This window comes from Bradyrhizobium sp. 132 (assembly GCF_023074185.1).
Lineage (GTDB): Bacteria > Pseudomonadota > Alphaproteobacteria > Rhizobiales > Xanthobacteraceae > Bradyrhizobium.
Window position 1 is genome coordinate 1 of sequence record NZ_JADPKY010000128.1, and the last position, 21,984, is coordinate 21,984.

Consider the following 21,984-nt stretch of genomic DNA (forward strand, 5'->3'; position numbering starts at 1 on the left):
GAAGTTCGAGGACCATTATGAAAGCGCGCTGATCGAGCTCATCAACCAGAAGCGGGCCGGCAAGCCGATCGTGCCGAAGGATCGGCCGAAAGGCGAGAACGTCATCGATCTGATGGACGCGCTACGCAAGAGCGTCGGCGGCGCAGCAGCCAAGACCGAGACTCCAAAAAAGCCTGCGAAGAAGACGAAGAAAGCTGCCGCAGCTCAGAAGGAGATGCTGATGCCGACGCCGGTAAGAAGCCGGCGAAGGAAGCGGCGGCAAAGAAGCCAACAGCAGGGGCGCGCCGGAAATCGGCCTGATGTAACGTGAAAACTCCGGTGACGCCCGACGGTCGCTACTTCGTCGTCCGTGGCAGGTTGTGGCGCATGGCCAGCCCCGGCCTCGGTGAAGCGGAGCGGACCAGTCTCGTCGGCTATCTGATGAAGGCCCGTCGCGCGGTCTGCGACGCCAAGCGGAGCTCAGGCCTCAAGGCGGAGGCGGCCGCGCATAAGGCAGTGGACAAGGCAAAACGCGAGCTCGGAGAGAGAGGCCCCGTCTGCTGGGAAGACGGCGCGCCCGATCTCAACCGGCACATGGCCGAGAACACGACCTACGCCGAATGGTACGCAAAGCTTGGACGCTCACGCTCGGGAGGATCTTGAATTGCCCAAAGCTGTAATCTTCGACGTTGACGGAACGCTCTTGGACTCGGTCGATCTCCATGCGCTCGCCTGGCACGAAGCGATGGTGAAGTTCGGCCACGATGTCGGTTTCGAGCAGGCTCGAGGTCAGATAGGCAAAGGAGGCGACAAGCTGATTCCGCACTTCCTGTCCGAAGACGCGCAGCGGGACCATGGCAAGGAAATGGAGGAATGGCGCAGCAACCGCTTCAGGTCAGAGTATCTCCCGCTGGTGCGCCCGTTTTCGGCAGTCCCCGATCTGCTGCGGCGCGTCAGGGGTGTCGGCATCCGGATTGCCGTTGCCTCCTCCGCCAAGAAGGATGAACTTTCCAAGTATCTCGAGATCGCAGGCATAGGCGACCTGGTCGACGTGACGACCTCTTCAGACGAGGTCAAGGAATCGAAGCCGGCTCCCGACATCTTCGAAGCGGTCCTGAAGAAGCTTGAGATCGAAGGCCACAATGCGGTGGCAATCGGTGACACGCCTTACGACGCCGAAGCGGCGAGCAAAGCGAAGATTGCGACGGTCGGCGTTCTGTGCGGCGGCTTTACAGAGAGTTCGCTGCGGCAGGCTGGATGCGTCCAGGTATATCCCGGCCCGGCCGCCCTACTTGCCTGCTTCGGGGACTCGCTCCTCGCAAGATGAGTCCCAAGGGGGAAGGTCATGATCAACGCGAGCCTCGAGGCGCAGGTTTGCTCTTGATGTACCGAGCCGCCTTTTCGCGTACCATCTGACCGGCTACAATACGCTACGCGTAGCTGGGACAGGGTGTTGTTCGACGGATTGTACAAATGCGAGTATCGCGCCGGTTCCGTGCTGAACCGTAGCGTCATGCATGTGCGCGGTGGCCGCATGCTGGGGGGAAACTCGGCTTTCGCCCACGTCGGAAGCTACCAAGAGATCGACGGCGTGATCGTCGGTCGGGTAGCCGGACAGCGCCATGCCCTCAATCCCGAGGTGCGGCAGCTCTACGGCGCGGACGATGACGAGCTGATCCTGCGCGGCCGTGCGGTTGGCGATTCCTATCACTTCGATGCCTCTCCGGTCCGGCTCCCTGATCAAGTGATGCATGCCGTGATGACCAGCTTGGATGAGGAGTCATTGCCGCCGCCAGGAAAGGTCGGCAACGGCGGCATCTCGAATGGCCTTTACGGGCTGCGCATCCGCGCGCTCGATGGGATTGACGGCGGACTGACCGGTGTGATGCTGCTGGAGGACGGCCGCATGCTGGGCGGAGACGCCTTCTTCTACTATCTCGGCTCTTACTCCTCTGCGGATAACCGCTGGCGCGGTGAAATCGTCAACCAGGAACACACGGCGGCTCGCGACGCGATCTTCGGCGGATACGAGGTGGGCATCGGCTTTTCGGGCAGCTGCGAGGCCAACGGCGCGATTTGGGAGGCGACGGCGCTGGCCGGAAAACGAAGTTTCCAGCTGGCGGCCGAGATGAAGCTCCTGCACAGGATCTGATAAAGAGTTCAGTTCGTGCTCGCGGGTGAGGCCGCTGCAATCAGAGATCAAGAAGTCAGCGACCCAGTAGAGTTTGAGCACGGATGAGGGCGCTTTGGCCGAGCACAGGGTGGCTCCGACCAGCTGCGCGTAGGAACGGCCACGACACCGTGCGGTTGGTGCTGGTTAATTGAAAATGCGCCGATGCATTTGGTCCGACGAGCAGATAGCCGGAGAAGGATCTCCGCATGATCGGTCCTGACCTCGGTTCTGGCCTGTTGGGCGGGATTGCTGATCCTCGACGCGCCCAGTTGTGACGAGTTCGAGCACATCTCGCCTGGCGGCGCTCCTTGATCATACAGACGGTCGAAATCATCGCAGGAACTGTCCTGGTCGTCCTCGCCCTTCGCGATGTATTCGATACGGTGGTGGTGCCCGGAGAGAGCCGAGGCGCGCTGCGCGTGGCCCGGCGGCTGCTCGCCATCATGCTTCCGATTTGGAAGTGGGCCCGCCGCGGCAAGAGCGGGGTCTCCACCAGCTTTGCGCCGGCGATCCTGATGGGCTCTTTCCTCATTTGGATGGTCCTTCTGTGGCTGGGCTTCGGCCTGATCGCGCATGCGCTGGGCGATTGGTTCGCGCCGCCAGCCGATTTCCAGGAGGCGCTGTTCATCGTCGGAAGCGCGTTGTGCACGGTGGGACTGAGCGGCATCGAGGCCCACGGTCCGGCCCGCTGGGCCCTCGTCTTAGCCGGCCTTTCGGGCCTTTCGGTCCTCACGATGGCGGTCACATACCTGCTCCAGGTGCAAGAAGGCATTTCCCGCCGCGATGCCGGAATTCTCAAACTTACGACGGCTGCGGGTCAGCCGCCCTCGGCTCTCGGACTGCTGGAGCGTTACGCCGACCTCGACTCTCCGGAGGAGATCAGGCGCGTGCTTTACAAAGGACGGGACTGGTGCGCCACCGTCCTGCAGAGCCATGCTTCCCATCCATCGCTGATCTACTTCCGATCGGTCGGCGTGGGCTCGGGTTGGCCTGCAACGCTCGGGGCCATGCTGGACCTCGCGCTGATGTTCGAACTGCTGATCGAGGACCGCGAGAGCCGAGCGCCGGCGATTCTGCTCCGAAGCGAAGGATTGCGCCTCATCGACGATCTGAATGGACTGATCGGCCTTGAGGCAAAATCTGACGACACCACTGATGCGGCAGTTCCGCGCGTGTGCGCCCGCTTGACGGCGGCTGGCTACAAGGTGCGTTCGCAGGTCGACGCAGCGGAGTTCGCGCAGCAGCGGCGAAAGCACGCTGGCCGGGTGCGTGCCGCTGCTGAGCATCTTGGCACCACGGCGGCACCCCTGATCCCTTGATCGTCGACAGCGGCATCGGACCGTGGGTTGTTGGTCCGGTTCAGTCGGGCGGGCATTCAGGGCAGGTATCGCCGATCGAATCCAGCACTCCGCGGAGCTCGGCGACAGCCTGATCCGGAGACAAGCCGTCTGGAGGCTCCTGCCTGGCGATGTCCAACGCGCGGTCGCGGGCGTGAGGGTCGGCCCGGTCCTTTGCCCAGCCATGCTCCTCACATTCGTGGATGGCGCCCGCCTCCTGCAACACGCTGAGCGCCCATCCGCGCAGCGTTCTGATCGCCGGCCGTCTTTCCTTCGTCATCAGCATCGAGCTTGCTCCTGCCGGGACGAATCCTTTCGCCCGTCTTCTCGTTCCGGGCGGTTAGCACGCAGCAGGGATTCGCGATTGGCAGGGCTGAGGTTTGTCCCCGTGTTCCGCGGCGCTGTGCACAACGCCACTTTCCAGTGCCGGCATGAGCCGCGCCCCAGTGCCCTGCAGGCTGTTCGGCATTGCTATCGCGACCGCGGGAGGTGTATTTGCATGTCAATCGGCGTTCAAATTTGGCTCTGACGCAATTTTGGTGCATCGGGATCATGTAGCACCGATCAAGCGGGCCTGCAGAAGATCGAGCTTGGCGCGCCCGTACATCTGACGCTTGACGAGCTTGAGCTTGGTAATCTGGCCCTCGGTCTGCCCGTTGGACCAAGATGTTTTAATCGCAGCGTTGATGGCGGCCTTGTCTCTGGTGACACCGTTGGCGAAGGACCCGACGAGACTTGCGCATGCTCGTTCCAGCCAAGGGTCAAGATCTACGTGAGCCTTCTTGCGGATCATCGTGTGGAAAGCTGCGATGATTTCGCGAGCTTCCACCAGGAGAGGAACGCCTTGCTCGATCGCCGCGATGGTAACGGTCTCAGACTTTGATAGCATCAGGCGGGCAATGGTTCTGGCGGACGGCACGCGCTGTACACTTTGAGCATCGGGCGTTTCGGCGCGCCGATGGCGTGTCGCCCACTCTCTAACAACCCGCTCGGAGCCCCTAAAACCCAGCCTCCTGAGGCGACGCCACAAGTCGGCACTGTTGTGATGACCACTCGTCCACTGGGCATCAAGCCAAGACAGATGATGTTCGAGAGAACTCTCACGCACTCTGAATACATCCGTTCGCTGACCTCGGAGCACCTTGCGGACGAGGCCTCGGCTATGTCCCGTAAGTCGTACGATCTCCTTTATGGAGACGCCCGTCTCCGCCTGTCTGAGGATTGCCGCGTTGGTATCCTCACGCCGTAGATAGCCCTCGTACTGGATCCGCTCCGCGGCCGTCAGCAAGGCAGGATTTATTGTGGCGGAGCCGACCGCCACACGAACCTGGCGCATTGATTTGCGGACCGCATCGAGAAATGCGTGGCTGGCATTCTCCATCAAATGCCAGCGGTCAGCGACCTGGGTGGCCTGCGGAAGCGCCTTGGGGCTACAGCAAGGGCTTAACCACCGCCGCGATCGCGCGCGACGACAGCAATTTGCGGCTGCCCCGAGAGCCAGGCCTGTGCAGTAGCTGGCTCTCTGTCGGGTAACAGGGCGATCGGTCGTCGCCGCTCGAGGTCGCAGATGATTGTTCCGTACCGCTGATTGCGCCGCCATGCCCAGTCATCGATACCGATCACGCTCGGCGCAGCAAAGGGCTGGCAACCGCGCCTTCGCACCACCCGAAGCAATGTATCGTTGCTCACGGGCAGCATAAGTCGGCGAGCGAAACTCGCGGCCGGGCGGCCACCCAGGGCGAGCCCAAGGTGATGGACCAGCAGATCGAGCCGCGCCGTTCGCCGCGCCCACGGCGCTAGAGCCCCGTCATCGAAGCGCTCGGTGAAAATACGTCGCCCGCACATAACAGTGACGCAGCGGAAGCGGCGCGCCACGATCATCAGGCGAACCGGCCGCCCCGCCAGCGGCAGATCGGTGAGGCATCGCTGATATCGGCTATGAATCCGCCCAGAACTGGCTCCGCATCCGGGACAGAGACTCTTGTCGCTCGTGGGACGGACGGTGATCACGGTCGTGGCGCCATCACAGACGGCGCGCTCCACGTCAAACCCAGGAGGGATCAGGACCGACGGTCGCAGGGCACGCTGCATCATGTTGATTCCTTTGTGAACCAACGCGAGCCGGCGCTTGAACTTCATCAAAAGTGAGTCAGAGCCAATTTTGGACGCCGATCCCCCGGCTTAGGGGGTCAATATTGGGCTCTGACTCATTTCTGATGAAGTTCGCCGGCGACTGTGGTTCTTCAACGGAGAATCGGCGCCATGCGGACAGGCTTTCGAATTTCATCGCTCGTACCGAGTGGTTTGGTGTTTGATGGCGTAAGTGATTCAGAGGATTCGGTTATTCTGGCTGTTCGGTCAGAGGCTACGGAGGCCCAGTGCCCTTTGTGCACGACAGCATCGCGCCGAATCCATAGCCGTTACATCCGGCACGTGGCCGATTTGCCATCAGCGGGCAGAAAGGTGCGCCTCCAATTGCTCACGCGGCGCTTCACATGTGAGGTGCCGCATTGCCGCCGGCGGATCTTCTCAGAGCGGTTTGGAGAAGACATCGTTCCGCTTCGACGGCGCCGGACGGCACGGCTGGAATACATCGTCCATCACTTGGGGTTGGCGCTGGGCGGCCGGCCGGCCGCAAGCTTCGCCAAGCGGCTCATGCTGCCCGTTAGCAACGATACCTTGCTACGGGTGGTCCGCCGGCGGGCGGCGATGCCGACAGATCCATTGCTTGTTGTGGGCATCGATGACTGGGCGTTCCGGAGAAACCATCGATACGGGACGATCGTGTGCGATTTGGAGCGCCGGCGGATCGTTACCCTGCTGCCCGACCGGGAAACTGCGACCGTTCGGGCGTGGCTATCGAGGCACCCAGCGATCAACATTGTGTCGCGAGATCGCGGTGGTGGATACGGCGAGGCAGCAGCCAAGGCGCTGCCGAACGCCATCCAAGTCGCCGACCGCTGGCATCTGATGGAAAATGCGAGCGCGGCCTTCCTTGATGCGGTGCGCCGCTCCATGAACAGAATCCGAACCGCAATCGGAGCGACGACGATCGACCCGGAATTGCTGACCTGTGCGGAAAAGCTGCGCTATCAGGGCTATCTGCGGCGCCAGGACAGCCATGCCGTAATTACGGCTCTCGTCAGCGACGGTGTGTCTCTCAAGGAGATCGTCCGCCGCACAGGACATAGTCGCAATCTGGTTCGCCAAATTAGCCGCGGCGGCGGTACGGATATGTTCCGCACCCGTCAAAGCACCCTGGACGGGCATCTGCCGTTCCTGGACGCGCAGTGGTCAGGCGGCTGTCGCAACGGTGCCGAGCTCTGGCGCCGCTTGAAGGGACAAGGCTTCAAGGGATCGCTGCGCGTGGTGGCGGAATGGACGACGCGACGGCGGCGTGCCGAGACTATCAGCCATCAACAATTGCAGAAGGTCCCCGCCGCCAGGACGATAGCGCAGCTGATGACGACGAAGCGCGACCACCTAACCAGGGCGGAGACCGTCACGCTTGCGGTCATCGAACAAAACGTTCCTATGCTGGCCGATGCCCAAGCTCTCGTCGGCCGCTTCCACGCGATGATCCGAAGGAAGGCCGAGATCGAGCTCGAACCTTGGATTGAAGAATCCAAGCGGAGCCTCATTGCCTCGTTCGCGAATGGAATCGCCAACGATAAGGGCGCGGTGCACGCCGCTATTACGCAACCATGGTCCAATGGCCAAGTGGAAGCGCAGATCACTAAGCTCAAGCTGGTCAAACGGCAGATGTACGGGCGCGCCAAGCTCGATCTCCTTCAGGCAAGGCTGATTGGCGCGCCATAAAAACAATCACGATCATCGAATATGCGTCAGAGCCAATATTGCAGGCCGAATGACAAAGACCCTTCAACCGCGTCGTTCTGGGTGCTCGCCGCCTCGCTTCCCTCACGAAGCTGCTGTTCACAGCTGTCGAGTTTGTTGAAGGCCTCACTATCCCCGTCGTTGACGAGCACGCCTTCGTCATTGAAGTCGAAGAAGAATCTCGGCATGAGCGTCAAACGCCAAGTGCCGTTGGCCGTTCCTAGCTCTTCTTGGCCCCCGGAAAAATGCCGAGGACCTCGCCATCTGCATCGCGAACCGTGACAGTTCGCCCAGTCATCTCAGCCAACCGCTTCGCAACCGCGCACGCCTCTTCCGCATTTTCCAGATCGAGAGCGAACACCGACAGCTTTGTTGCGCCAGCTCCTATGACGGCGATATTGAAAGGTCTGTTGTAGGCCACGGCGCAGCTCCTGCAGTTGGCGGGTAGCGCGATCGTTGGTACAGCAACCGTGATTTAAGGATTAGACACTTTGTACACAAGTGAAGACGGAACCTCGTGCGCCACGAATTCGCGGTAAGCAGGCGAACGGACTGTCTCAGATCGCCTGCGTCACCATCCCTAGAAGTTCTTGGCGATGGCCAGCGTCTCAAGTTCGCTCGTCTCCAAGGCTATCTTTTGCACCAGCATCACGTCTCCTTCGACGATCTCGCCAACGGTACAAAGCACCATCCCATTCCCAGCCGGCCGGATGCATCGATCTCGCGGACATTGACCGACGTGCCCCGACGTATGCGATAGCGCGCACCCGTATCGCACCCGACCAAGTCGAAATAGCCCTTGGCGTCGAACTGGGCGCGCTGCTGCGCAGTGAGCCAGCCGCGGAGCAGGCACAAGCCCTTTCTCCGCCTCTCCTCCTGATAGCTTCTGTAGAAAATCCCACACGCCCGACGCCGAAAGATCCGGAGGTAATGAGAACCAGCCACGACAATCACTCGTTTGCTTGAAAGGCCGCATGAACACGTAATTCCAGTGAAAGATGCTGAGATGCCCGCGCGTCTTCCTAATGCTCGATGCACGTCCATTTGACGCCTTAGGATTCGCCGTCCTGCCTCGATCACATCTATGGGCAACGCCCGCCGAAGGCCGCTGGCTTTATGGAGCGGAATGCGGCCGGAGCGATCCATCGCCTTCAAGAGGCATTCGCAAAATGAACTTGGTTTCTCTCTCGGACGAATCCAACTCGATCGAGCCACCGTGGGCCTTGGCGATTTCGGCCGCGATATAAAGGCCAAGCCCAAGTCCCTGCGAAGGCCCGTGCGCCTCTCCCCGGTAGAATGGCTGAAACAGGCGCTTGCGCGCCTCTTCCGGAATGGCCTCGCCTGCGTTGGCCACCGACAGTTCGAACGTTTCTGTCTTGGCGGTCGCCTCGACGCGCACGGGCCGGTCCGGTGCGCCGTGGCTGATCGCATTGCCGAGAAGGTTTGAGCACAATTGTGCAATGCGGGCCGGATCGCAAAAAACGGGTGTCTCAACCTCGAACATCGTTTGGATGCTGCGATCCGGATGGGCAGCGGCCAACTCCGCCACGACCTGGTCGAGCACGGGTTCGATCGCGGTAATCGATTTGGACAACGAGATGCCTCCGCCAAGGCGGCCTCGGGCCAGGTCCATGACGCTTTCGATCATCTTGGCCATGCGGCCCACGCTGCTCTGCATCATGGCCTCGAGCCGAAGCGCGTCCTCCGGCGTCTTGGCCTTGGGCATCAGCCGTGCGCCGGCCGCGATCGACGCGAGTGGATTGCGCAGGTCATGGCCGAGGACGGCGATGAACTGCTCGCGCAGTTCGGCGTTTTCGCGCTCCTGTCGCAGGCGCTCCTCCAGAGCGGTCTTGAGCTCGTCGCTTTCCTTGCGGGCGTCGATCAGCCCTCGCTCGTAGCGGCGCCGGTCTGTCGCCCGCATGATCGTCAGGCGCGTGAACAGGAGCGCATCAGCATCGGTCCGACGCTCACGCGCGTTGGCGATCGCCGGCAGCCGCGTTCCGGTTTTGGTCAGGAGATCGAGCGCGAACTCGTCGAAGAAGCCCTGCATGCGCAGCAGCGGCGCGACATGGGTCTCCAGGAATATGCGCCCGGCCATGTTGAGCAGGTCGCTAAGCCGCATCCCGGGAAGGTCATCGGGCTGGTATCCCATCCAGCCCGCAAGGGTCCGATTGGCCCGATCGATCTTACCGTCGGGGCGAACCGACAGGTACCCGCAGGGTGCGTTTTCATAGAGGTCTTCGAAATCGCTGTCGGCAGGATGATTGTTCACTCAGACGAAATCTCGAATTGCGGCGACGACTTCGTCGGGCGCGCTCAGGTTGGGACAATGGCCGGTCGCCTTCAGGACCACCATTTTGCTGTTCGGAATGTTGCGCTGGACGTACGCACCCACCTGTTGTCCGGCGATGATGTCTTCGCTGCACTGGAGAATCAGCGTGCGCGCTTTGACCCTGGCGAGGTCGGCGCGGTTGTCGGACAGGAAGGTGACCCGGGCAAATTCCTTGGCGATGGCGGGATCTGTACGGCAGAAGCTGTTAGTCAGTTCCTCGCCAAGTTCGGGCCGCTCCGGGTTGCCCATGATGGCAGGCGCCATCTGCGCCGACCACCCCATGTGGTTCTCCTCCAGAAACGAAAGAAGCTCTTCGATCTGCTGGGCGCTGAAGCCGCCGAAATAGTCGCCATCGTCGATGTAGCGCGGCGAAGGCGCCACAAGGATGAGGCTTTCGAACAACGTGGGGTCCTTGACCGCGGCCAAGACCCCGATCATTGCGCTGACGGAGTGCCCTACGAAGACCGCGCCCTTCAGCCCCAGCGCTTGCCCAATCTCGACGACGTCGTCGGCATAGCCGGACAATTTGGAATACCTCTGGCGATCATAAGCGGTGAGGTCTGAGCGTCCCGCTCCGACGTGGTCGAACAGCACCGTGCTGAAATCCGACTCGAAGGCCGGCGCCACGAAGCGCCACATGTTCTGGTCGCATCCGAATCCATGAGCGAACATCATGGCCCGCTCGCCTCGGCCGCGGACCTGCACGTTGTTGCGGAATTCGATCGACACTGGATGCCCCTGAGCGTGAAAGAGTTTTTATTGTCGCGATAAGCCTAGGGTCAAGCGGACCCGGATGCATCCCTTTTCGGGCGCCGGGCAGCTATGACGTTCGGATGAGAAGACCCGACAAAGCCTCGACCAACTGCGCCGGCGCGAAGGGCTTGGGCAGGATGACGCTACGCGGCATGCCGTTGGAGGCCCAACGATGGGCGCTATCCCCGGAGACGTAGAGTATCCCGCAGCTTGGATCGTGCTCCCGTACGAGACGGGCGAGCGCCCAACCATCCATTCTGGCGCGCCCCAGATTGATGTCGGTGACAAGTGCTCGCGGCAGAGAGGTCCCGCTGAGCAGACCGGCCGCCGCTTCGCCTGACGCGGCGCTGAGCACGCCGTAGCCTGCCTCGACCAAGGTTTCTTCAAGCATCTCGCGGAGGAGATCTTCATCCTCAACCAGAAGAATGGTCGATCTTTCTGAGGCGTTTCGGGAGTTGCTCAGGTGCATCCTCTCGCATCTCCTATCAAAATGACGCAGTCCCGATGACGCATGTCACCCGTCCCAACGTAGAACAGGACGAAGCGTTCACGTTTTCTTGCTGGGTCGCACCCCGCAAGGAATGAGCAGAAATGTTGGCGCAGACTTCGCCGATGGTGCCAGCAGCAGTCAATTCGCCATTCGTTCGGCCAGAGACGCACCTTACGTAGGGGGCGAACTTCGAAGGCGCTTCCAGTCAGGCCCCGTCCGGTCCCGGTACTATCGCCCGGTGCGGACGAGGTCGATGAACCGATTCCAGGCGATCTTGGGAACGAGCCGGCGCTGGTCGGCGGGGATGCTGTCGTCCATCATTTTTTTGGCCAGGCGCTGTACCTCTTTGGAGGCCTTGCTCATGTGACCGGCATCGAAGGGCGGACGCGGATCGTATTCGATAACCAGTTGAATCGCCTCAGCCTGTTCGGCCCCGGCGATCTCGCCGGCCAGCCATAGCGCCAGGTCGATGCCGGCCGACACGCCGGCCGCCGTAACGACCTTCCCCGAGCGCACGACGCGCTCGTCGGGCCTGGGCTTCGCACCCATGATCCGGAGCACGCCCATCTTGTACCAATGCGTGGTCGCGGGCTGCCCTTTCAGGATTCCCGCCGCGCCAAGGATCAATGCCCCGGTGCAGACCGAGGCGGTCCACCTGGCCGTCCGGTGCACCTTCCGCAGCCACTCGAGGACGTCGTCGTCGACCATCTGGCCCGGGGTTGTCGAGCCTCCGGGCACGACCACCAGATCGGGCGACGTCGTCTCCGAGATCGAGTGGGTGGCTCCGAGCAGAAGGCCGCCGCCTTCCACGACGATAGGTCCGACTTCCTTGCCGACGAACCGCACCTTCGCACCGGGGAGGCGCGACAGCACTTCCCAGGGCCCGACAGCGTCGAGCGCCGTCACGCCCTGGTACAAGAGGATTGCGATCTCAAGGGAGGCTGCCATTCATAATACTCCTGCTAGGGTTCGGCGCTGGCCGGCCAACCTAGAGACGGGGCAAGTCAGGCCAGGCTACTTCTCCTTGCGACCCGACCAAGAGGCGAGGATCCCTGTCGAGGGATCAGTCGATCATCTCCACGCGTCCCTCCTTCAGGCGCTTGAGATGGTCTTTCATCTCCTTCAGCCGCTCGGCGGAATGTCCCGTACGCTGGCTGACCTCGCCGATAACGCGGAGTGGCTCGAGCGACCGATAGGACTGCGTGGGATTTCCAGGGAATTTCCTGTCCGTCAGATTGGGGTCGTCCACGATCTCTCCAATCAGCTCGACGATGTAGATCCTCTCCGCGTCGTCTCCGTGGGCCAGCTCTGCGCCCCAAATGGCTGCTTGCAAAATGGCCGTGAGATAGACCCACGAAGTCTGAGCCCGCCTTCCGTAATTGGAACGAAAACCGGCAGGCGATCAGATCCCCCGACTTCAACTCGGCCCGGGTCCCGTGGTAGAATACTCTCGTTCCGCTCATCGAAAAACCTCGCAAATGTATTCCTGGCCTGTCGCGCGCGCTCAACGGCAATCGAGCGCTTCGTGCGGGTTTACGCAGCGAAAAAGAGTTAAATTTTGGCGGGTCAGTGCTTACAGTCCGGACAAGCCGAACCGCCGAATCGAGAGACTTCGTAATGCAATATCGAGCCTGCATCGTTGATGTGAACGGTCGCATCGAGAACTCCCGCACGTTCGCCTGCGCCAACGACGAGGACGCCATCGTTTGGGCAAGGCAGATGCTGCACGGCAATCCCGTCGAGCTCTGGTGCGGTGAGCGACTGGTGAAGCGTTTGCCAGTTTCGGAGGACAACCCGGCCGTAACACATGAGGTGCATGAAGGTCGAATGGTGCCGAAAGGAAAATGATGGACTGTCCGCGATCCCGCTATGGAGCCGCGATGCTAACCGTCTCTTCAATGATCCTTGTTTCGTCGTCCTCACCGGCCAGTATTGCGCTGTAGTAGCCATGGAAAGGCTGATCGCCCACTTTGGCTTGCCACTCTCCGATGTTGAGTATGAACGATCCTTCGGTGCGGGATACGACACGTCTGACGTAGTCGTGCAGTCCTATGTTTAGGGCTTCTTGGAAACTGCGCCTTATGGCATCGCGCCCCTGGAAGATGCCGCTAGGAGTAACTCTGATTGCGTTCTCGGCGAATGCTGCGGCCATTGCCTCAACGTCGCCTCGATTGTAGGCGGACGCGAAATTTTTCTGGAAGTTGGCGCTCGTACTCTCGGCCGATAACTTCTCTTGAGCGCCGAGTGACGGCGGAACAACGAGGAGGAAGGCGACCGCGAATGTGGTTCTCAGCATCGATCGCTCCCTGTCGCGTAGTCGCAGGTCAGGCCGAGTTGCGGTGCCTGGCCTGCTGCCTTTTCGCCGCAGCCGGCTTCTTGCCGGCGATCGGCATCAGCATTTCCTTCTGGCCAGCCGATGCCTTCTTCGGCCTCCTGGTGGGCTTGCTCGCCTTCGCCGGCGTGGGCATCCTGGCCCACGCTCCGCCGCAGCGCCTCCATCAGGTTGACCACGTTGGTTGCTGCGGGTTTCTCCTTCGCGGTGATCGGCTTCCCAGCGCGCTTCTGGCTGATGAGCTCGATCAGCGCGGTTTCGTAGTGGTCCTCGAACTTGCCGGGCTCGAACGATCCGGATTTCTGGTCGACGATGTGCCGGGCGAGGTCGAGCATGTCCTTGGTGAGTTTGACGTCCTCGATCTCGTCAAAATATTCCAACGGCTCGAGCGCGATGATGTGCTCGCGGTTGGTCAGCACCAGGCGTCCGATCGCGACCTTGTCCATCTCTCGGATAGTCTCGCGGATCACCGCGAAGGGCTACACCGAGACGACCGCGCGCGAATTGCGCGAGCGGCTTGATCCGTTGATCCGCAACACTTCTCCGCTTGATGTGGCGGAGAACCGCTGGTTGGGCCCGCTGTGCCCCGGGTGCGCTCTCGGCTGCCTCAGCCGGCGATCTCTCGTCTGCGGAGAATGGCGGGCAACTGGCAGCTCATACAACCTGGTTGTCACGGCGGACTACGCCGGCGGGCCCAGACCTTCCCAATACTCGATTGCACGGTTATCGCACACCGCGGCGAATGCTTTTTTCGCCTCGATATCCTCAAAGTAAAAGTGCGTCCCCTGATCGCCGCGCTCGATCCACCAATCGATTTTTTGCTTCGTTTAGCGATGCTCGATGCTTCTGCGCGGAGTTGGTCCAATTCTCTTCCGTGCGCTCGAACGATTACGCAATTCCTCTTGGTCATCAAATACCTGTCCTTAGTTGGTGGTGCGGAAGGATGGTTGATTCCAATGAACGGTGAAACCCAAATGATATGCCGGGCCGAAACTGCCGGCGTGCATTCTTGGTCAGCGAATTCGACCGATAAGCTGGCGATGGTGGAATCGTCAGGATCTGATCTGATCGAGGGTGAGCACGGGTTCACCCTCGCCGGCTTACGTTAACAATCGGTAGAGCTTAGCGCGATCGGTAGCTTTTCTGCGATTGCGGGGCAGGGCAATTTGAAGTCGTTGGCGGGGGCCGCCGGCTGTTTTATGGGCCGCGAGGCGGCTTCGCGCGAAGTGCGATCACCTCGATGCAGTGCCATTGCCAGACCTTCCCAGAGCACGCGCCCAGCCGGGGGCGGCTTTCTGAATGCTGACGGTGCGCTCGTCGGCGCCGCGCGGAATAGTTCATTAGTTTTTGTGTGCGTAGATAGGAGCGTGCCGGTTACCGCTGATTGCGGCACATGGAATGGGAATGCCGGCCCTGGCTGTTCTCCCCATCCTCCGGCTGGGGCCGTTGGCTTGAACTTGCGCAGCATCGTTCAAAACTCGATTCACAACCATGATCAGAGGCATTGGCATAGCGGTATTTGGGATGATTGTTCTTTCCCAGTTCGATCAGGCGTTCTTCTATGGCCGACATAGTGACGCGGCGCTCAGGCTTGTGCGCGAGATCAGCCGCGGGTTCGGCCTTTAGGTTCAGCATCCATCCCAGAGACAAGGCACTCCTGGTGACAGAGATTCTCGCGCCGACTATCAGTTCTTCCGCGCCGGCGAGAACAGTGCGGCATGCTCCTTCATATCATGTCAGTTCGGCACGACCCGATGCCGCCGCGCCGCATCCTCGTTCGGCTATCGGATAGCAGATCGAATGTCAAAGCTGCGATGCTAACCGCAAACAGACATCAGCTGCGCGCGTCGGCGGCGGCATACCCCAGGCCATCCCGGATTATCTCGGTCCGGCTTCCGTGTTGCGGATTAATAGCGCGGGATAGTCAGAGAAACACGCCGGGCGTCGGCTGTAGATGACCGACCGAGCGATTGACCACGCGGAGGAGCGCGTCGTGGCGATGCTGTAGAGGTTGTGCATAGAGGGTCCGCGCTCAAACGTATGCGGACCTACATCGTACGTTGCTGATTATTCCCGTACTTTCCGCAAGTAGTCTTGTGTTTCGACGGCTGACTTGATCTCGTCGCTGACTTCGACCACTCGTTTCTTGCTCTTCCGCCATTTACCGGGCGAGCCGAGGATCGGCCTTGCGGTGCCCTTGCACACGACGAGCAGATCACGTTTCGGACTGACGTAAATGTCGAACATAAGTGCCCCCTTGCGGCGGTCCAGCGTAACTTGTCGAGTGCCTGCATAGGTTGCAAATTTGCCACGCTATCGCTTTGTTTGGCCAGCGTTCCACTTCAGGAACGATCAAAAAAGCCGCATGCCTTTTGAAATTGTGGGCATGAGATCGCAACTGAGGCGGATCTCACCCGGATTTGCGGCAATGGTATCAATTTCCATCACGCGTCAATACGCGCACTTGTCTTACTCCCGTCTGAGGCGCCGGTGTTTCGTGGTGCCATGCATCCTGATGATGGCTCTGTTAGCGAAGCTTCGCGCTGATATATGTATAGAACCAGGTCTGGCACTGGCGGTGCGGAGGAGACGAATGACCTTCAAATACCAATTCAGGGTCGAGCTGCGGCAGCTGATCGAAAAGCACATCAGTCAGTCCAGCACGTTCAAAGACTACGTCTTGATCACCGGAGAGATGGAAGAGGCCAAGCACAGGCTGGAAATGGCGGCTGAGGAGTTCCCGGACGAGGAGGTCAACGCCTGCGAATTGTAGCGAACGCTTCGCGCTTATCCCCTCGGCCCGGGTGCCGTTTCGTTCGAGGCTGGAAAAGACTTGCCCTGGCGCGGAAAGAACTTTCCAGTCACGGGACGTTCCGTGACCGTATTCAACCGGGCAGATAAGTCGCCGGCTTTGTGCTACCGAAATGGCCGCGCCGGGGCTGGCTCATTTCATCACTGAACTATATTTCCGACCGGCGGGCCGCAGAGTGATCTGCGGCCATTTTGCTTGAGCTTCAACTCGGAAATACGCAGTCAATCGCGGTTCGGGCTAGTCACTTTGCTCCTTTTGCCAGATCGCGATAGCGTTTGGGCACCAATGCTCAATAAAAAAGCGAACCGCGTCCGACGTACAACGTTTGTTAAGAATTTCGGCTTCAGATTGCATCTGTTTCAACCGACTCGGCTCTTTCTGGTCGGGCTCACGTATGAAGTTGCGCGGTCTGATTAGGCTGCTCCGTCGAGTTCTAATTTAGTTTTGCCATTCCTTTCCATCGCTTCCGACGAGGGGAGCGACAACGACAGCTATTGGGGCACTCAATGTCTAAGGTCCTGAGATTTCCTCGACCTGATGAACGGAGACCCGAACCGGATCGTTCGCTCCAGGAAACATCTGTCATTCTGCCCAACATTGCTGCGCTGCTCTCGAGAGTGGAATCTCTTCAAATTCAAACCACCGACGATCTGCGCCTCGCCATCTTCATGCTCGATCTCGCAAACATGTGCATCCGATTGACTGTCGGCCAGACCCCGAATGGACTGACCAGAAAACAGTTACTGGCCCAATCCGCGAAGATTGGTCAGCTCCTTGAGACTGCGCGTTGCGAGATGCAGCTATAGGTTTCGGGAAATGACTACTTAAACCCGCCACCGTTAGTTCGAGGACTCGCCATGAGGTGGAATAATCGAAAGGCGACCCGCGTTCAGTTTGAACGCAAGCACATGGTCAACATCATCGGGGTCGATGGCACATGGCGACGGAGTTGCATCCTCCTCGACGCTTCTGAAATCGGCGCCAAGCTTGAGGTAGAAGGCTCTATCGACGCACTCAAGGCACAGGAATTTTTCCTGCTTCTATCGTCCACCGGCCTGGCATTTCGCCGATGCGAGTTGGTTTGGGTCAACGGGGCGCACGTAGGCATCAGATTCGTCACTGAAAAGACGAAGAAAAAAGAGCGCCCGGGAAACAATAATCATCTCGCTCCTGCGCAATGAGGCGAATGTTGTCGGTCAAGACCTTAGATGACCAAAAATCAAAGATGCAGCTAGTCTCGAGATGACCAAAAATCAAAGATGCAGCTAGTCTCGTCGCGAACGATCTCCTTCATCGATGTCCCCTCTCTTGCAGTTTGTGAGGCCAAAGAAGCTCTGCTTCATGACCAGAGTGGAGGCTTTATTCTCTATCTGTCCGGCGCAGGTTCATCATCAACCATGGAAGAGCGAGTCTTCTTCCTGGAATTGCGCGAGGCGCTGGTGTGGTTGAACGAGCCTCCTGAGGATCAAGGATCATTCTGGGTATGAACCCGCGCGAGAAAGCCGCTCAACGGAGGCGGCCATTATGCTTGTACATGTTCTGGCTGACAGTGCAGCCAAGTTGTCTGATCTTTGTCGCGTACTTGACCGAAGATTTCGCATAGCGGCGGAATGGCTGGATGTCGACTCGAAGCTTTCTTACATGCCTCACGCCGTCGTCGTCTGCGCCAACCTACGCCTCGTCGAGAACATCGCGGCTCTCAAGAAGAGAAGTGCTCGTCTAACCAATATCCCCAAGCTCATATTCCTGGTCGAACGGCCGTCTCACGCTTGCATCTCGCAGGCCTATGCTCTAGGAGCCACGCTCGCGCTGCCAGGCATCGTAAATCAGGCCAAACTGTTTGCTGCGTTGGCAAATCCTGCAAACGCTGAAAGCGCCTTGTTAACTGGCGAGCCGCGGAGAGACCATGCGATTGAGGTCGCCGCTACTGCTATTGGATCAATATTTTCTGCGGTGTCCTTGGGCGAGCCGATAGATGTGATCGGGACGAGAGAAGCTGGGAGAAAAATCGCCGATCGCATCGCGGAGCGCGGCCTCACTGAACGGCTCGCGACCGTGCGGCGACACCACGAGGGGACCTATCAGCACTGCCTCCTCGTTACCGGGGTAGCAATCGACTTTGGGCTAAGCCTGGGCTTGAGGAAAACCGATCTTGAGCGGCTGTACTCTGCCGCCATCTTTCATGATATCGGTAAAGCAAACGTCCCGCTGGCGATCCTCGGCCGCCGCCCAGCGGGAAGGGTGCTTGCCGGCGTGATCCAGAACCATCCGAACCGCTCGGGCCCGGACCTCGGGTGAAAACTTGTTCGTCGTCTTGCTTGTCATGGCTCATCCTCTCAGAAGTTGGAGCCTCCGGCAAACCCGGGGCGGTTCAGCGGGAGCGCAAACTGGCGTTCTCATCACCGATAGAGGCCGAGGGCGGGGCGCTGATAGGTAAGATGTCCTCGGAGCCGATGAACAAAGCCAGCGCTGTATTTTGCTCCAGCAATGCAACTTCATCGAAACGGCTCATTCGGCGCCCTTTGCCTCAACGTCCGCTTGGGGTCAACACGCGGAAAACCCAAGCAGAGCAAATCGAGTCCGCCATGCCTCATTGAGCGGACCTCAAAAATGTGCGCCGTCAGTTCGCTGATGGGCCAATAGGCGAGAATGACGTAAGGAGTTGGCGAGAGACAGGAATGCTCTGAATACGTTGCCGCCCACGAACCCAGGGGCGCAGTCATTTTAAGCCCGTTTCTATCCATCCGCGGCAGCGGCATGCGCTACGGTCACGCCGCCCATGACGATAGGCCTCTACTTCCATAGGGTGAAAGACGAAGTGTGATTATGGATAATCTGATCCTATAATAGGTTTTAGGAATGCCGGGATACCCGGTGGAGCAGTGTTGCAGCGGCGCGTGATTGTGGGGACGAGAGTCCACATTGGCAAGGACCAACCGCATGACCAAGATAGCGAATTTGGCTCTACTCTCATTCATGGTAGTCTTGACGTTGAGTGCGCGGGGACCAGCCGAAGCCCAGCAAGGCAGCATGGGTTTCTTCATAACCAGTGTCGGGCTTGAGAGGGGCGGCGACCTCGGTGGGCTGGACGGGGCGGATCGACATTGCGAGACCCTCGCCCAGGCCGCAGGCGCGGGCGGCAAAACATGGCACGCCTATCTTTCGACGCAGGGGCCGGGCGCTATCAATGCCAAGGATCGGATCGGTAACGGTCCCTGGTCCAACGCCAAGGGAATCCAGATCGCGGCAAACGTGGCCGACCTGCACAGCGACAACAACAAGATCAACAAAGAGACCGGCCTCGATGAGAAGGGTATGGTGGTCAAGGGACGTGGCGACAACCCCAATCACCATGACATGCTCACCGGCACACAACACGATGGCACGGCCATTCCGGGTGCCGACGCGACTTGCAGCAACTGGACGAGCAGCACTGACGGACAGGGTAGCGCGATCGTCGGACACCATGACCTGATCGGCAACGCTCAGGGTCCCAATTTCTGGAACTATTCGCACAAGACGCCGGGTTGTTCCCCGGCGAACTTGCAGCGCGTCGGCGGAGCGGGATTGCTTTACTGCTTCGCCACCAATTGAGCGGCATCTTGGTCAATTGTTTTCTGGGCCGAGGAATCGAAGCGTAGAAGTGCTGGCGCTCGCCCATCGAGGCATTTTCGGACTTGTTTTTGCTGCCCCTATAATGGTCGTCGCGGAGACTACAATGCCGACTGACGAAAGCAAGGATCGCTCCCACGTACAATCGGGTGAGGTGCTCGATTTCCAGTCTCACCGGATCCATGCCATCACGCAGACCCAAGCGCAGTCGTCCGGGATCCCTACGAGCCTCTACATTCGGCTCATCCAGTTGGCGCAGCGGGCCGAAAAGATTTGGCGTGATGAGACAGCGGCCATCAGACGAGAGGAGCTCGGATTGCTCGATATCCGTGATCGGAGCGGTGCTCAGGTTTCATCTATCTCGGAAAACCAATCTCTGCTCGACCTTGATCGCGACTTCGTTGCCTCTCGCTTGGCCGTCCTGGCCGCAAAAGAGGATTTGCAGGGCCGCGGAGCGACAGAGCTAGACGCCGAGGCAACCCTTACGTGGGATGACACCGAAGCCACGATCTCCTCCGTAAAGGATTGGGGCGCGTTTATCGAGGCTGTTCGTGCGTATGGGCGTTCGATCGCGACGGTGAAATAGCCGATGCCAAATGTCGAGGCTGTTTCCGAGTCGATCAACACCTAGCTTTTTCGGATCATGTTTTCGGTCAACCTCTGTCGTCTGCATCTCGCCGCCCTGACGCAGCCGCGCTTGTGGTCGACGAAACGGGCCCATCTTGCCTATCGCAGTAGCGTCCTTGCAACACGAACACTCATGTAATCCATCCGATTCGATGAGCCGAACCAAATGCGCGCCGCAGCGCGGCGGGTTTGCACCGCTCGACTAACCGAGCCGCCGCGCAGGACATGTCGGCTGCAATCTCCTTCTATCCATGCCGTTCCGTCCGCCGGTGCGTCTTGGTAAGTGTCGTGCCAGCAATCCTCCACCCAGTCGTAGACGCTACCATGGACTTCATAGATCCCCCAAGGATTAGGAAGCGACGGTCTTGGCGGCGGAGACTTCGTCCCGGCGATTTGGCGTTCTTCGGCCGGATCAAGAGCGAAGGAATCGCCCCACCAGAAAGCAGTCGTCGTTCCGGCGCGCGCGACGTACTCCCGCTCCGATTCGCTCAACAACCGATATGGCTTTCCGGTCGCACGCGACAGCCAGTCGACGTACTCTTTGGCTTCGGCCCATTGAATATTGGTGACGGGTTTCCATTCGCTACTGCTGGTCGGATCCGACGATCGAAAGCTGCAACCCTTCCTCATGACGCAGGCGTTCCACTCCTGGAGAGAAACGGGAAAACGTCCAACCGAGAAGCTCGGGAACGTCACCTGGTGTTGCGGCCGTTCGTCCGCTGTGCTGCCTGCTTCACCCGCGCTTGCGCCCATGGTGAACCGGCCGGCAGGAACGACGATCATCACCGGACAGAGATCACACTCTTTAAAGCGATCAAGCGGTACCAATGCGCTTTCTTCAGATCGCGATAGCAGCCGGAAACGCCGCAAATCCAGGGGCGATGGGCGCTCTAAGATCGAGAGCGCCGGCGTGGATTGATCCAACGTTTCTGCACCGGCGCTCGCTACCTGGAGTTGGACAATCAGCGGCGCAAGCAACAAGGGTAATAGGTGAACAAACCTGTCCATCCAGGGCTCCCAGCCGCATCACGGTGGTCGACACTCGGTTGGCGGCGGCGCGTCAGGCAATTTGTTTCAATCATAAGACAGAACGGCTTGCGGCGTCTTCCTCGACCGCCGTTTACCGCCATCCTACTACGCCTACAATACATCTCGTTGCGCAGGCCAACAAGACGGCTCCGTTGCTAATCTGAATTGCTTCGCGGCTTGAAGAGATGAAACAGCGCCCTTCACTCGCGGCCAGTCGAGACGCGTGACGAAAAAAGCTGCCTTGGTGCGTGATGAGACCCGCACGCCAAACGGCCAGTTTTTGTTTGGTTTCGTTAGTCCAAGCGCGTGATTATATAACTGCACCGCTCGCTTCCGCCTCGGGGGCTTGCCGATAGTCTTGCGAGAGGTCGGTTACGGGTCAAAGTGCGAAGAACTCAACGTGAGCAAATCTTGTCCGCCCTGTCTCACTGAGCAGACATTCACAACGCCGGAGGCGACTTCGCAAAAGGGCCACGTCCAGACTCTCCGCCCGAATTAGATCAAGTACGCGACTGGAGCCCGCTCCCATCTTCTTGCAGTTGCTTTTTTCGATACTCCATCCAAGCCCATCGGACCGGGAAAACCTGGAACTTCTCAGCCCGGCGTATGTTGTGCCGTGCCACTACTGGAGGACGAAATGAACAAGAAATCTTTTCTGCTGCTGATGGCTG

The 21,984-nt window shown here is 59.7% G+C and carries 25 protein-coding genes and 5 pseudogenes; 15 read left to right on the forward strand and 15 right to left on the reverse strand.

Going from position 1 to position 21,984, the window contains the following annotated elements; all coding sequences use genetic code 11:
* The 5 genes and pseudogenes from IVA74_RS27245 to IVA74_RS27265 form a co-directional block, all read left to right on the forward strand.
* Nucleotides 1-300 (forward strand): annotated as a pseudogene (locus IVA74_RS27245) (Ku protein); the annotation flags it as partial.
* A gap of 6 nt (nucleotides 301-306) precedes the next feature.
* Complete coding sequence (locus tag IVA74_RS27250; RefSeq protein ID WP_247349498.1) at nucleotides 307-642, forward strand: hypothetical protein; 336 nt, start codon at nucleotides 307-309, stop codon at nucleotides 640-642.
* A 1-nt stretch (nucleotide 643) separates the two neighbouring features.
* A complete protein-coding gene (locus IVA74_RS27255) occupies nucleotides 644-1,306 on the forward strand; it encodes an HAD family hydrolase (protein ID WP_256467603.1) in 663 nt (220 codons plus the stop codon).
* A gap of 126 nt (nucleotides 1,307-1,432) precedes the next feature.
* Complete coding sequence (locus IVA74_RS27260; RefSeq protein ID WP_247349500.1) at nucleotides 1,433-2,131, forward strand: GrlR family regulatory protein; 699 nt, start codon at nucleotides 1,433-1,435, stop codon at nucleotides 2,129-2,131.
* Between the two features lie 329 nt (nucleotides 2,132-2,460).
* A complete protein-coding gene (locus IVA74_RS27265; protein WP_247349502.1) occupies nucleotides 2,461-3,471 on the forward strand; it encodes a hypothetical protein in 1,011 nt (336 codons plus the stop codon).
* Nucleotides 3,472-3,511: 40 nt separating this feature from the next.
* Here IVA74_RS27265 and IVA74_RS27270 read toward each other — a convergent pair whose 3' ends face one another.
* Complete coding sequence (locus IVA74_RS27270) at nucleotides 3,512-3,775, reverse strand: hypothetical protein (RefSeq protein WP_247349504.1); 264 nt, start codon at nucleotides 3,773-3,775, stop codon at nucleotides 3,512-3,514.
* A gap of 264 nt (nucleotides 3,776-4,039) precedes the next feature.
* Nucleotides 4,040-5,580: pseudogene (locus tag IVA74_RS27275) on the reverse strand (ISL3 family transposase).
* Nucleotides 5,581-5,751: 171 nt separating this feature from the next.
* On the opposite strand from IVA74_RS27275, the gene IVA74_RS27280 reads away from it, so the two are divergent.
* Nucleotides 5,752-7,308 carry an ISL3 family transposase gene (locus IVA74_RS27280; RefSeq protein ID WP_247349506.1) on the forward strand — a complete coding sequence of 519 codons (1,557 nt, stop codon included), beginning with the start codon at nucleotides 5,752-5,754 and terminating at the stop codon, nucleotides 7,306-7,308.
* Between the two features lie 26 nt (nucleotides 7,309-7,334).
* Here the strand turns inward: IVA74_RS27280 and IVA74_RS27285 are convergent, their stop codons facing one another.
* The 8 genes and pseudogenes from IVA74_RS27285 to arr form a co-directional block, all read right to left on the reverse strand.
* Complete coding sequence (locus IVA74_RS27285; protein WP_247349508.1) at nucleotides 7,335-7,514, reverse strand: hypothetical protein; 180 nt, start codon at nucleotides 7,512-7,514, stop codon at nucleotides 7,335-7,337.
* Between the two features lie 32 nt (nucleotides 7,515-7,546).
* Entirely contained in the window at nucleotides 7,547-7,747 is a 201-nt protein-coding gene (locus IVA74_RS27290) for a hypothetical protein (RefSeq protein WP_247349511.1), read from the reverse strand.
* A 159-nt stretch (nucleotides 7,748-7,906) separates the two neighbouring features.
* Nucleotides 7,907-8,223, reverse strand: a pseudogene (locus IVA74_RS27295) (hypothetical protein).
* 217 nt (nucleotides 8,224-8,440) lie between these two features.
* Entirely contained in the window at nucleotides 8,441-9,598 is a 1,158-nt protein-coding gene (locus IVA74_RS27300) for a PAS domain-containing sensor histidine kinase (RefSeq protein ID WP_247349512.1), read from the reverse strand.
* Complete coding sequence (locus IVA74_RS27305) at nucleotides 9,599-10,387, reverse strand: alpha/beta hydrolase (protein ID WP_247349513.1); 789 nt, start codon at nucleotides 10,385-10,387, stop codon at nucleotides 9,599-9,601.
* Nucleotides 10,388-10,478: 91 nt separating this feature from the next.
* Nucleotides 10,479-10,880 (reverse strand): response regulator, encoded by a 402-nt coding sequence (locus tag IVA74_RS27310; protein WP_247349514.1) that lies wholly within the window; start codon nucleotides 10,878-10,880, stop codon nucleotides 10,479-10,481.
* Nucleotides 10,881-11,129: 249 nt separating this feature from the next.
* Nucleotides 11,130-11,849, reverse strand: a complete 720-nt coding sequence (locus tag IVA74_RS27315) for a DJ-1/PfpI family protein (protein WP_247349515.1) — start codon at nucleotides 11,847-11,849, stop codon at nucleotides 11,130-11,132.
* A 115-nt stretch (nucleotides 11,850-11,964) separates the two neighbouring features.
* Nucleotides 11,965-12,237: an NAD(+)--rifampin ADP-ribosyltransferase gene (gene arr / locus IVA74_RS27320; RefSeq protein WP_346730982.1), complete on the reverse strand. Its 273-nt coding sequence runs from the start codon at nucleotides 12,235-12,237 to the stop codon at nucleotides 11,965-11,967.
* Between the two features lie 281 nt (nucleotides 12,238-12,518).
* Here arr and IVA74_RS27325 point away from each other — a divergent pair, with 281 nt between their 5' ends.
* Nucleotides 12,519-12,749: a hypothetical protein gene (locus IVA74_RS27325; RefSeq protein ID WP_247349516.1), complete on the forward strand. Its 231-nt coding sequence runs from the start codon at nucleotides 12,519-12,521 to the stop codon at nucleotides 12,747-12,749.
* Nucleotides 12,750-12,768: 19 nt separating this feature from the next.
* Here IVA74_RS27325 and IVA74_RS27330 read toward each other — a convergent pair whose 3' ends face one another.
* Nucleotides 12,769-13,197, reverse strand: a complete 429-nt coding sequence (locus tag IVA74_RS27330; RefSeq protein WP_247349517.1) for a nuclear transport factor 2 family protein — start codon at nucleotides 13,195-13,197, stop codon at nucleotides 12,769-12,771.
* A 28-nt stretch (nucleotides 13,198-13,225) separates the two neighbouring features.
* Nucleotides 13,226-13,728 (reverse strand): annotated as a pseudogene (locus tag IVA74_RS27335) (Ku protein); the annotation flags it as partial.
* 140 nt (nucleotides 13,729-13,868) lie between these two features.
* Between IVA74_RS27335 and IVA74_RS27340 the strand changes: the two are divergent.
* Nucleotides 13,869-14,342, forward strand: a complete 474-nt coding sequence (locus IVA74_RS27340) for a hypothetical protein (RefSeq protein WP_247349518.1) — start codon at nucleotides 13,869-13,871, stop codon at nucleotides 14,340-14,342.
* 958 nt (nucleotides 14,343-15,300) lie between these two features.
* Here the strand turns inward: IVA74_RS27340 and IVA74_RS27345 are convergent.
* Nucleotides 15,301-15,480 (reverse strand): hypothetical protein, encoded by a 180-nt coding sequence (locus IVA74_RS27345; protein WP_247349520.1) that lies wholly within the window; start codon nucleotides 15,478-15,480, stop codon nucleotides 15,301-15,303.
* Nucleotides 15,481-15,826: 346 nt separating this feature from the next.
* On the opposite strand from IVA74_RS27345, the gene IVA74_RS27350 reads away from it, so the two are divergent.
* From IVA74_RS27350 to IVA74_RS27370, 5 genes and pseudogenes are all read left to right on the forward strand, one after another.
* Nucleotides 15,827-16,006 carry a hypothetical protein gene (locus tag IVA74_RS27350; protein WP_247349522.1) on the forward strand — a complete coding sequence of 60 codons (180 nt, stop codon included), beginning with the start codon at nucleotides 15,827-15,829 and terminating at the stop codon, nucleotides 16,004-16,006.
* Nucleotides 16,007-16,551: 545 nt separating this feature from the next.
* Complete coding sequence (locus IVA74_RS27355) at nucleotides 16,552-16,851, forward strand: hypothetical protein (RefSeq protein ID WP_247349525.1); 300 nt, start codon at nucleotides 16,552-16,554, stop codon at nucleotides 16,849-16,851.
* A 51-nt stretch (nucleotides 16,852-16,902) separates the two neighbouring features.
* Entirely contained in the window at nucleotides 16,903-17,226 is a 324-nt protein-coding gene (locus tag IVA74_RS27360; protein ID WP_247349526.1) for a PilZ domain-containing protein, read from the forward strand.
* A 78-nt stretch (nucleotides 17,227-17,304) separates the two neighbouring features.
* On the forward strand, nucleotides 17,305-17,532 hold the full coding sequence (locus tag IVA74_RS27365) for a hypothetical protein (protein ID WP_247338569.1): 228 nt from the start codon (nucleotides 17,305-17,307) through the stop codon (nucleotides 17,530-17,532).
* A 154-nt stretch (nucleotides 17,533-17,686) separates the two neighbouring features.
* A pseudogene (locus IVA74_RS27370) lies at nucleotides 17,687-18,244 on the forward strand (HD domain-containing protein); the annotation flags it as partial.
* A 172-nt stretch (nucleotides 18,245-18,416) separates the two neighbouring features.
* Here IVA74_RS27370 and IVA74_RS27375 read toward each other — a convergent pair.
* Nucleotides 18,417-18,557, reverse strand: a complete 141-nt coding sequence (locus IVA74_RS27375) for a hypothetical protein (RefSeq protein ID WP_247349527.1) — start codon at nucleotides 18,555-18,557, stop codon at nucleotides 18,417-18,419.
* Nucleotides 18,558-19,021: 464 nt separating this feature from the next.
* Here IVA74_RS27375 and IVA74_RS27380 point away from each other — a divergent pair, with 464 nt between their 5' ends.
* Nucleotides 19,022-19,639 (forward strand): hypothetical protein, encoded by a 618-nt coding sequence (locus tag IVA74_RS27380; RefSeq protein WP_247349530.1) that lies wholly within the window; start codon nucleotides 19,022-19,024, stop codon nucleotides 19,637-19,639.
* Between the two features lie 124 nt (nucleotides 19,640-19,763).
* Nucleotides 19,764-20,243, forward strand: a complete 480-nt coding sequence (locus tag IVA74_RS27385; RefSeq protein ID WP_247349528.1) for a hypothetical protein — start codon at nucleotides 19,764-19,766, stop codon at nucleotides 20,241-20,243.
* A gap of 140 nt (nucleotides 20,244-20,383) precedes the next feature.
* On the opposite strand, the gene IVA74_RS27390 is transcribed toward IVA74_RS27385, so the two are convergent.
* Entirely contained in the window at nucleotides 20,384-21,292 is a 909-nt protein-coding gene (locus IVA74_RS27390) for a formylglycine-generating enzyme family protein (protein WP_247349529.1), read from the reverse strand.
* Nucleotides 21,293-21,984: the final 692 nt, after the last annotated feature.

Coding starts and splice junctions, on each gene's coding strand:
- IVA74_RS27325 (WP_247349516.1), top strand. CDS start 12,519: ATGCAATATCGAGCCTGCATCGTTGATGTGAACGGTCGCATCGAGAAC.
- IVA74_RS27280 (WP_247349506.1), top strand. CDS start 5,752: ATGCGGACAGGCTTTCGAATTTCATCGCTCGTACCGAGTGGTTTGGTG.
- IVA74_RS27285 (WP_247349508.1), bottom strand. CDS start 7,514: ATGCCGAGATTCTTCTTCGACTTCAATGACGAAGGCGTGCTCGTCAAC.
- IVA74_RS27375 (WP_247349527.1), bottom strand. CDS start 18,557: ATGAGCCGTTTCGATGAAGTTGCATTGCTGGAGCAAAATACAGCGCTG.
- IVA74_RS27390 (WP_247349529.1), bottom strand. CDS start 21,292: ATGGACAGGTTTGTTCACCTATTACCCTTGTTGCTTGCGCCGCTGATT.
- IVA74_RS27385 (WP_247349528.1), top strand. CDS start 19,764: ATGCCGACTGACGAAAGCAAGGATCGCTCCCACGTACAATCGGGTGAG.
- IVA74_RS27345 (WP_247349520.1), bottom strand. CDS start 15,480: ATGTTCGACATTTACGTCAGTCCGAAACGTGATCTGCTCGTCGTGTGC.
- IVA74_RS27270 (WP_247349504.1), bottom strand. CDS start 3,775: ATGCTGATGACGAAGGAAAGACGGCCGGCGATCAGAACGCTGCGCGGA.
- IVA74_RS27330 (WP_247349517.1), bottom strand. CDS start 13,197: ATGCTGAGAACCACATTCGCGGTCGCCTTCCTCCTCGTTGTTCCGCCG.
- IVA74_RS27355 (WP_247349525.1), top strand. CDS start 16,552: ATGTCTAAGGTCCTGAGATTTCCTCGACCTGATGAACGGAGACCCGAA.
- IVA74_RS27365 (WP_247338569.1), top strand. CDS start 17,305: ATGCAGCTAGTCTCGTCGCGAACGATCTCCTTCATCGATGTCCCCTCT.
- IVA74_RS27360 (WP_247349526.1), top strand. CDS start 16,903: ATGAGGTGGAATAATCGAAAGGCGACCCGCGTTCAGTTTGAACGCAAG.
- IVA74_RS27350 (WP_247349522.1), top strand. CDS start 15,827: ATGACCTTCAAATACCAATTCAGGGTCGAGCTGCGGCAGCTGATCGAA.
- IVA74_RS27315 (WP_247349515.1), bottom strand. CDS start 11,849: ATGGCAGCCTCCCTTGAGATCGCAATCCTCTTGTACCAGGGCGTGACG.
- IVA74_RS27310 (WP_247349514.1), bottom strand. CDS start 10,880: ATGCACCTGAGCAACTCCCGAAACGCCTCAGAAAGATCGACCATTCTT.
- IVA74_RS27380 (WP_247349530.1), top strand. CDS start 19,022: ATGGTAGTCTTGACGTTGAGTGCGCGGGGACCAGCCGAAGCCCAGCAA.
- IVA74_RS27340 (WP_247349518.1), top strand. CDS start 13,869: ATGGCGGGCAACTGGCAGCTCATACAACCTGGTTGTCACGGCGGACTA.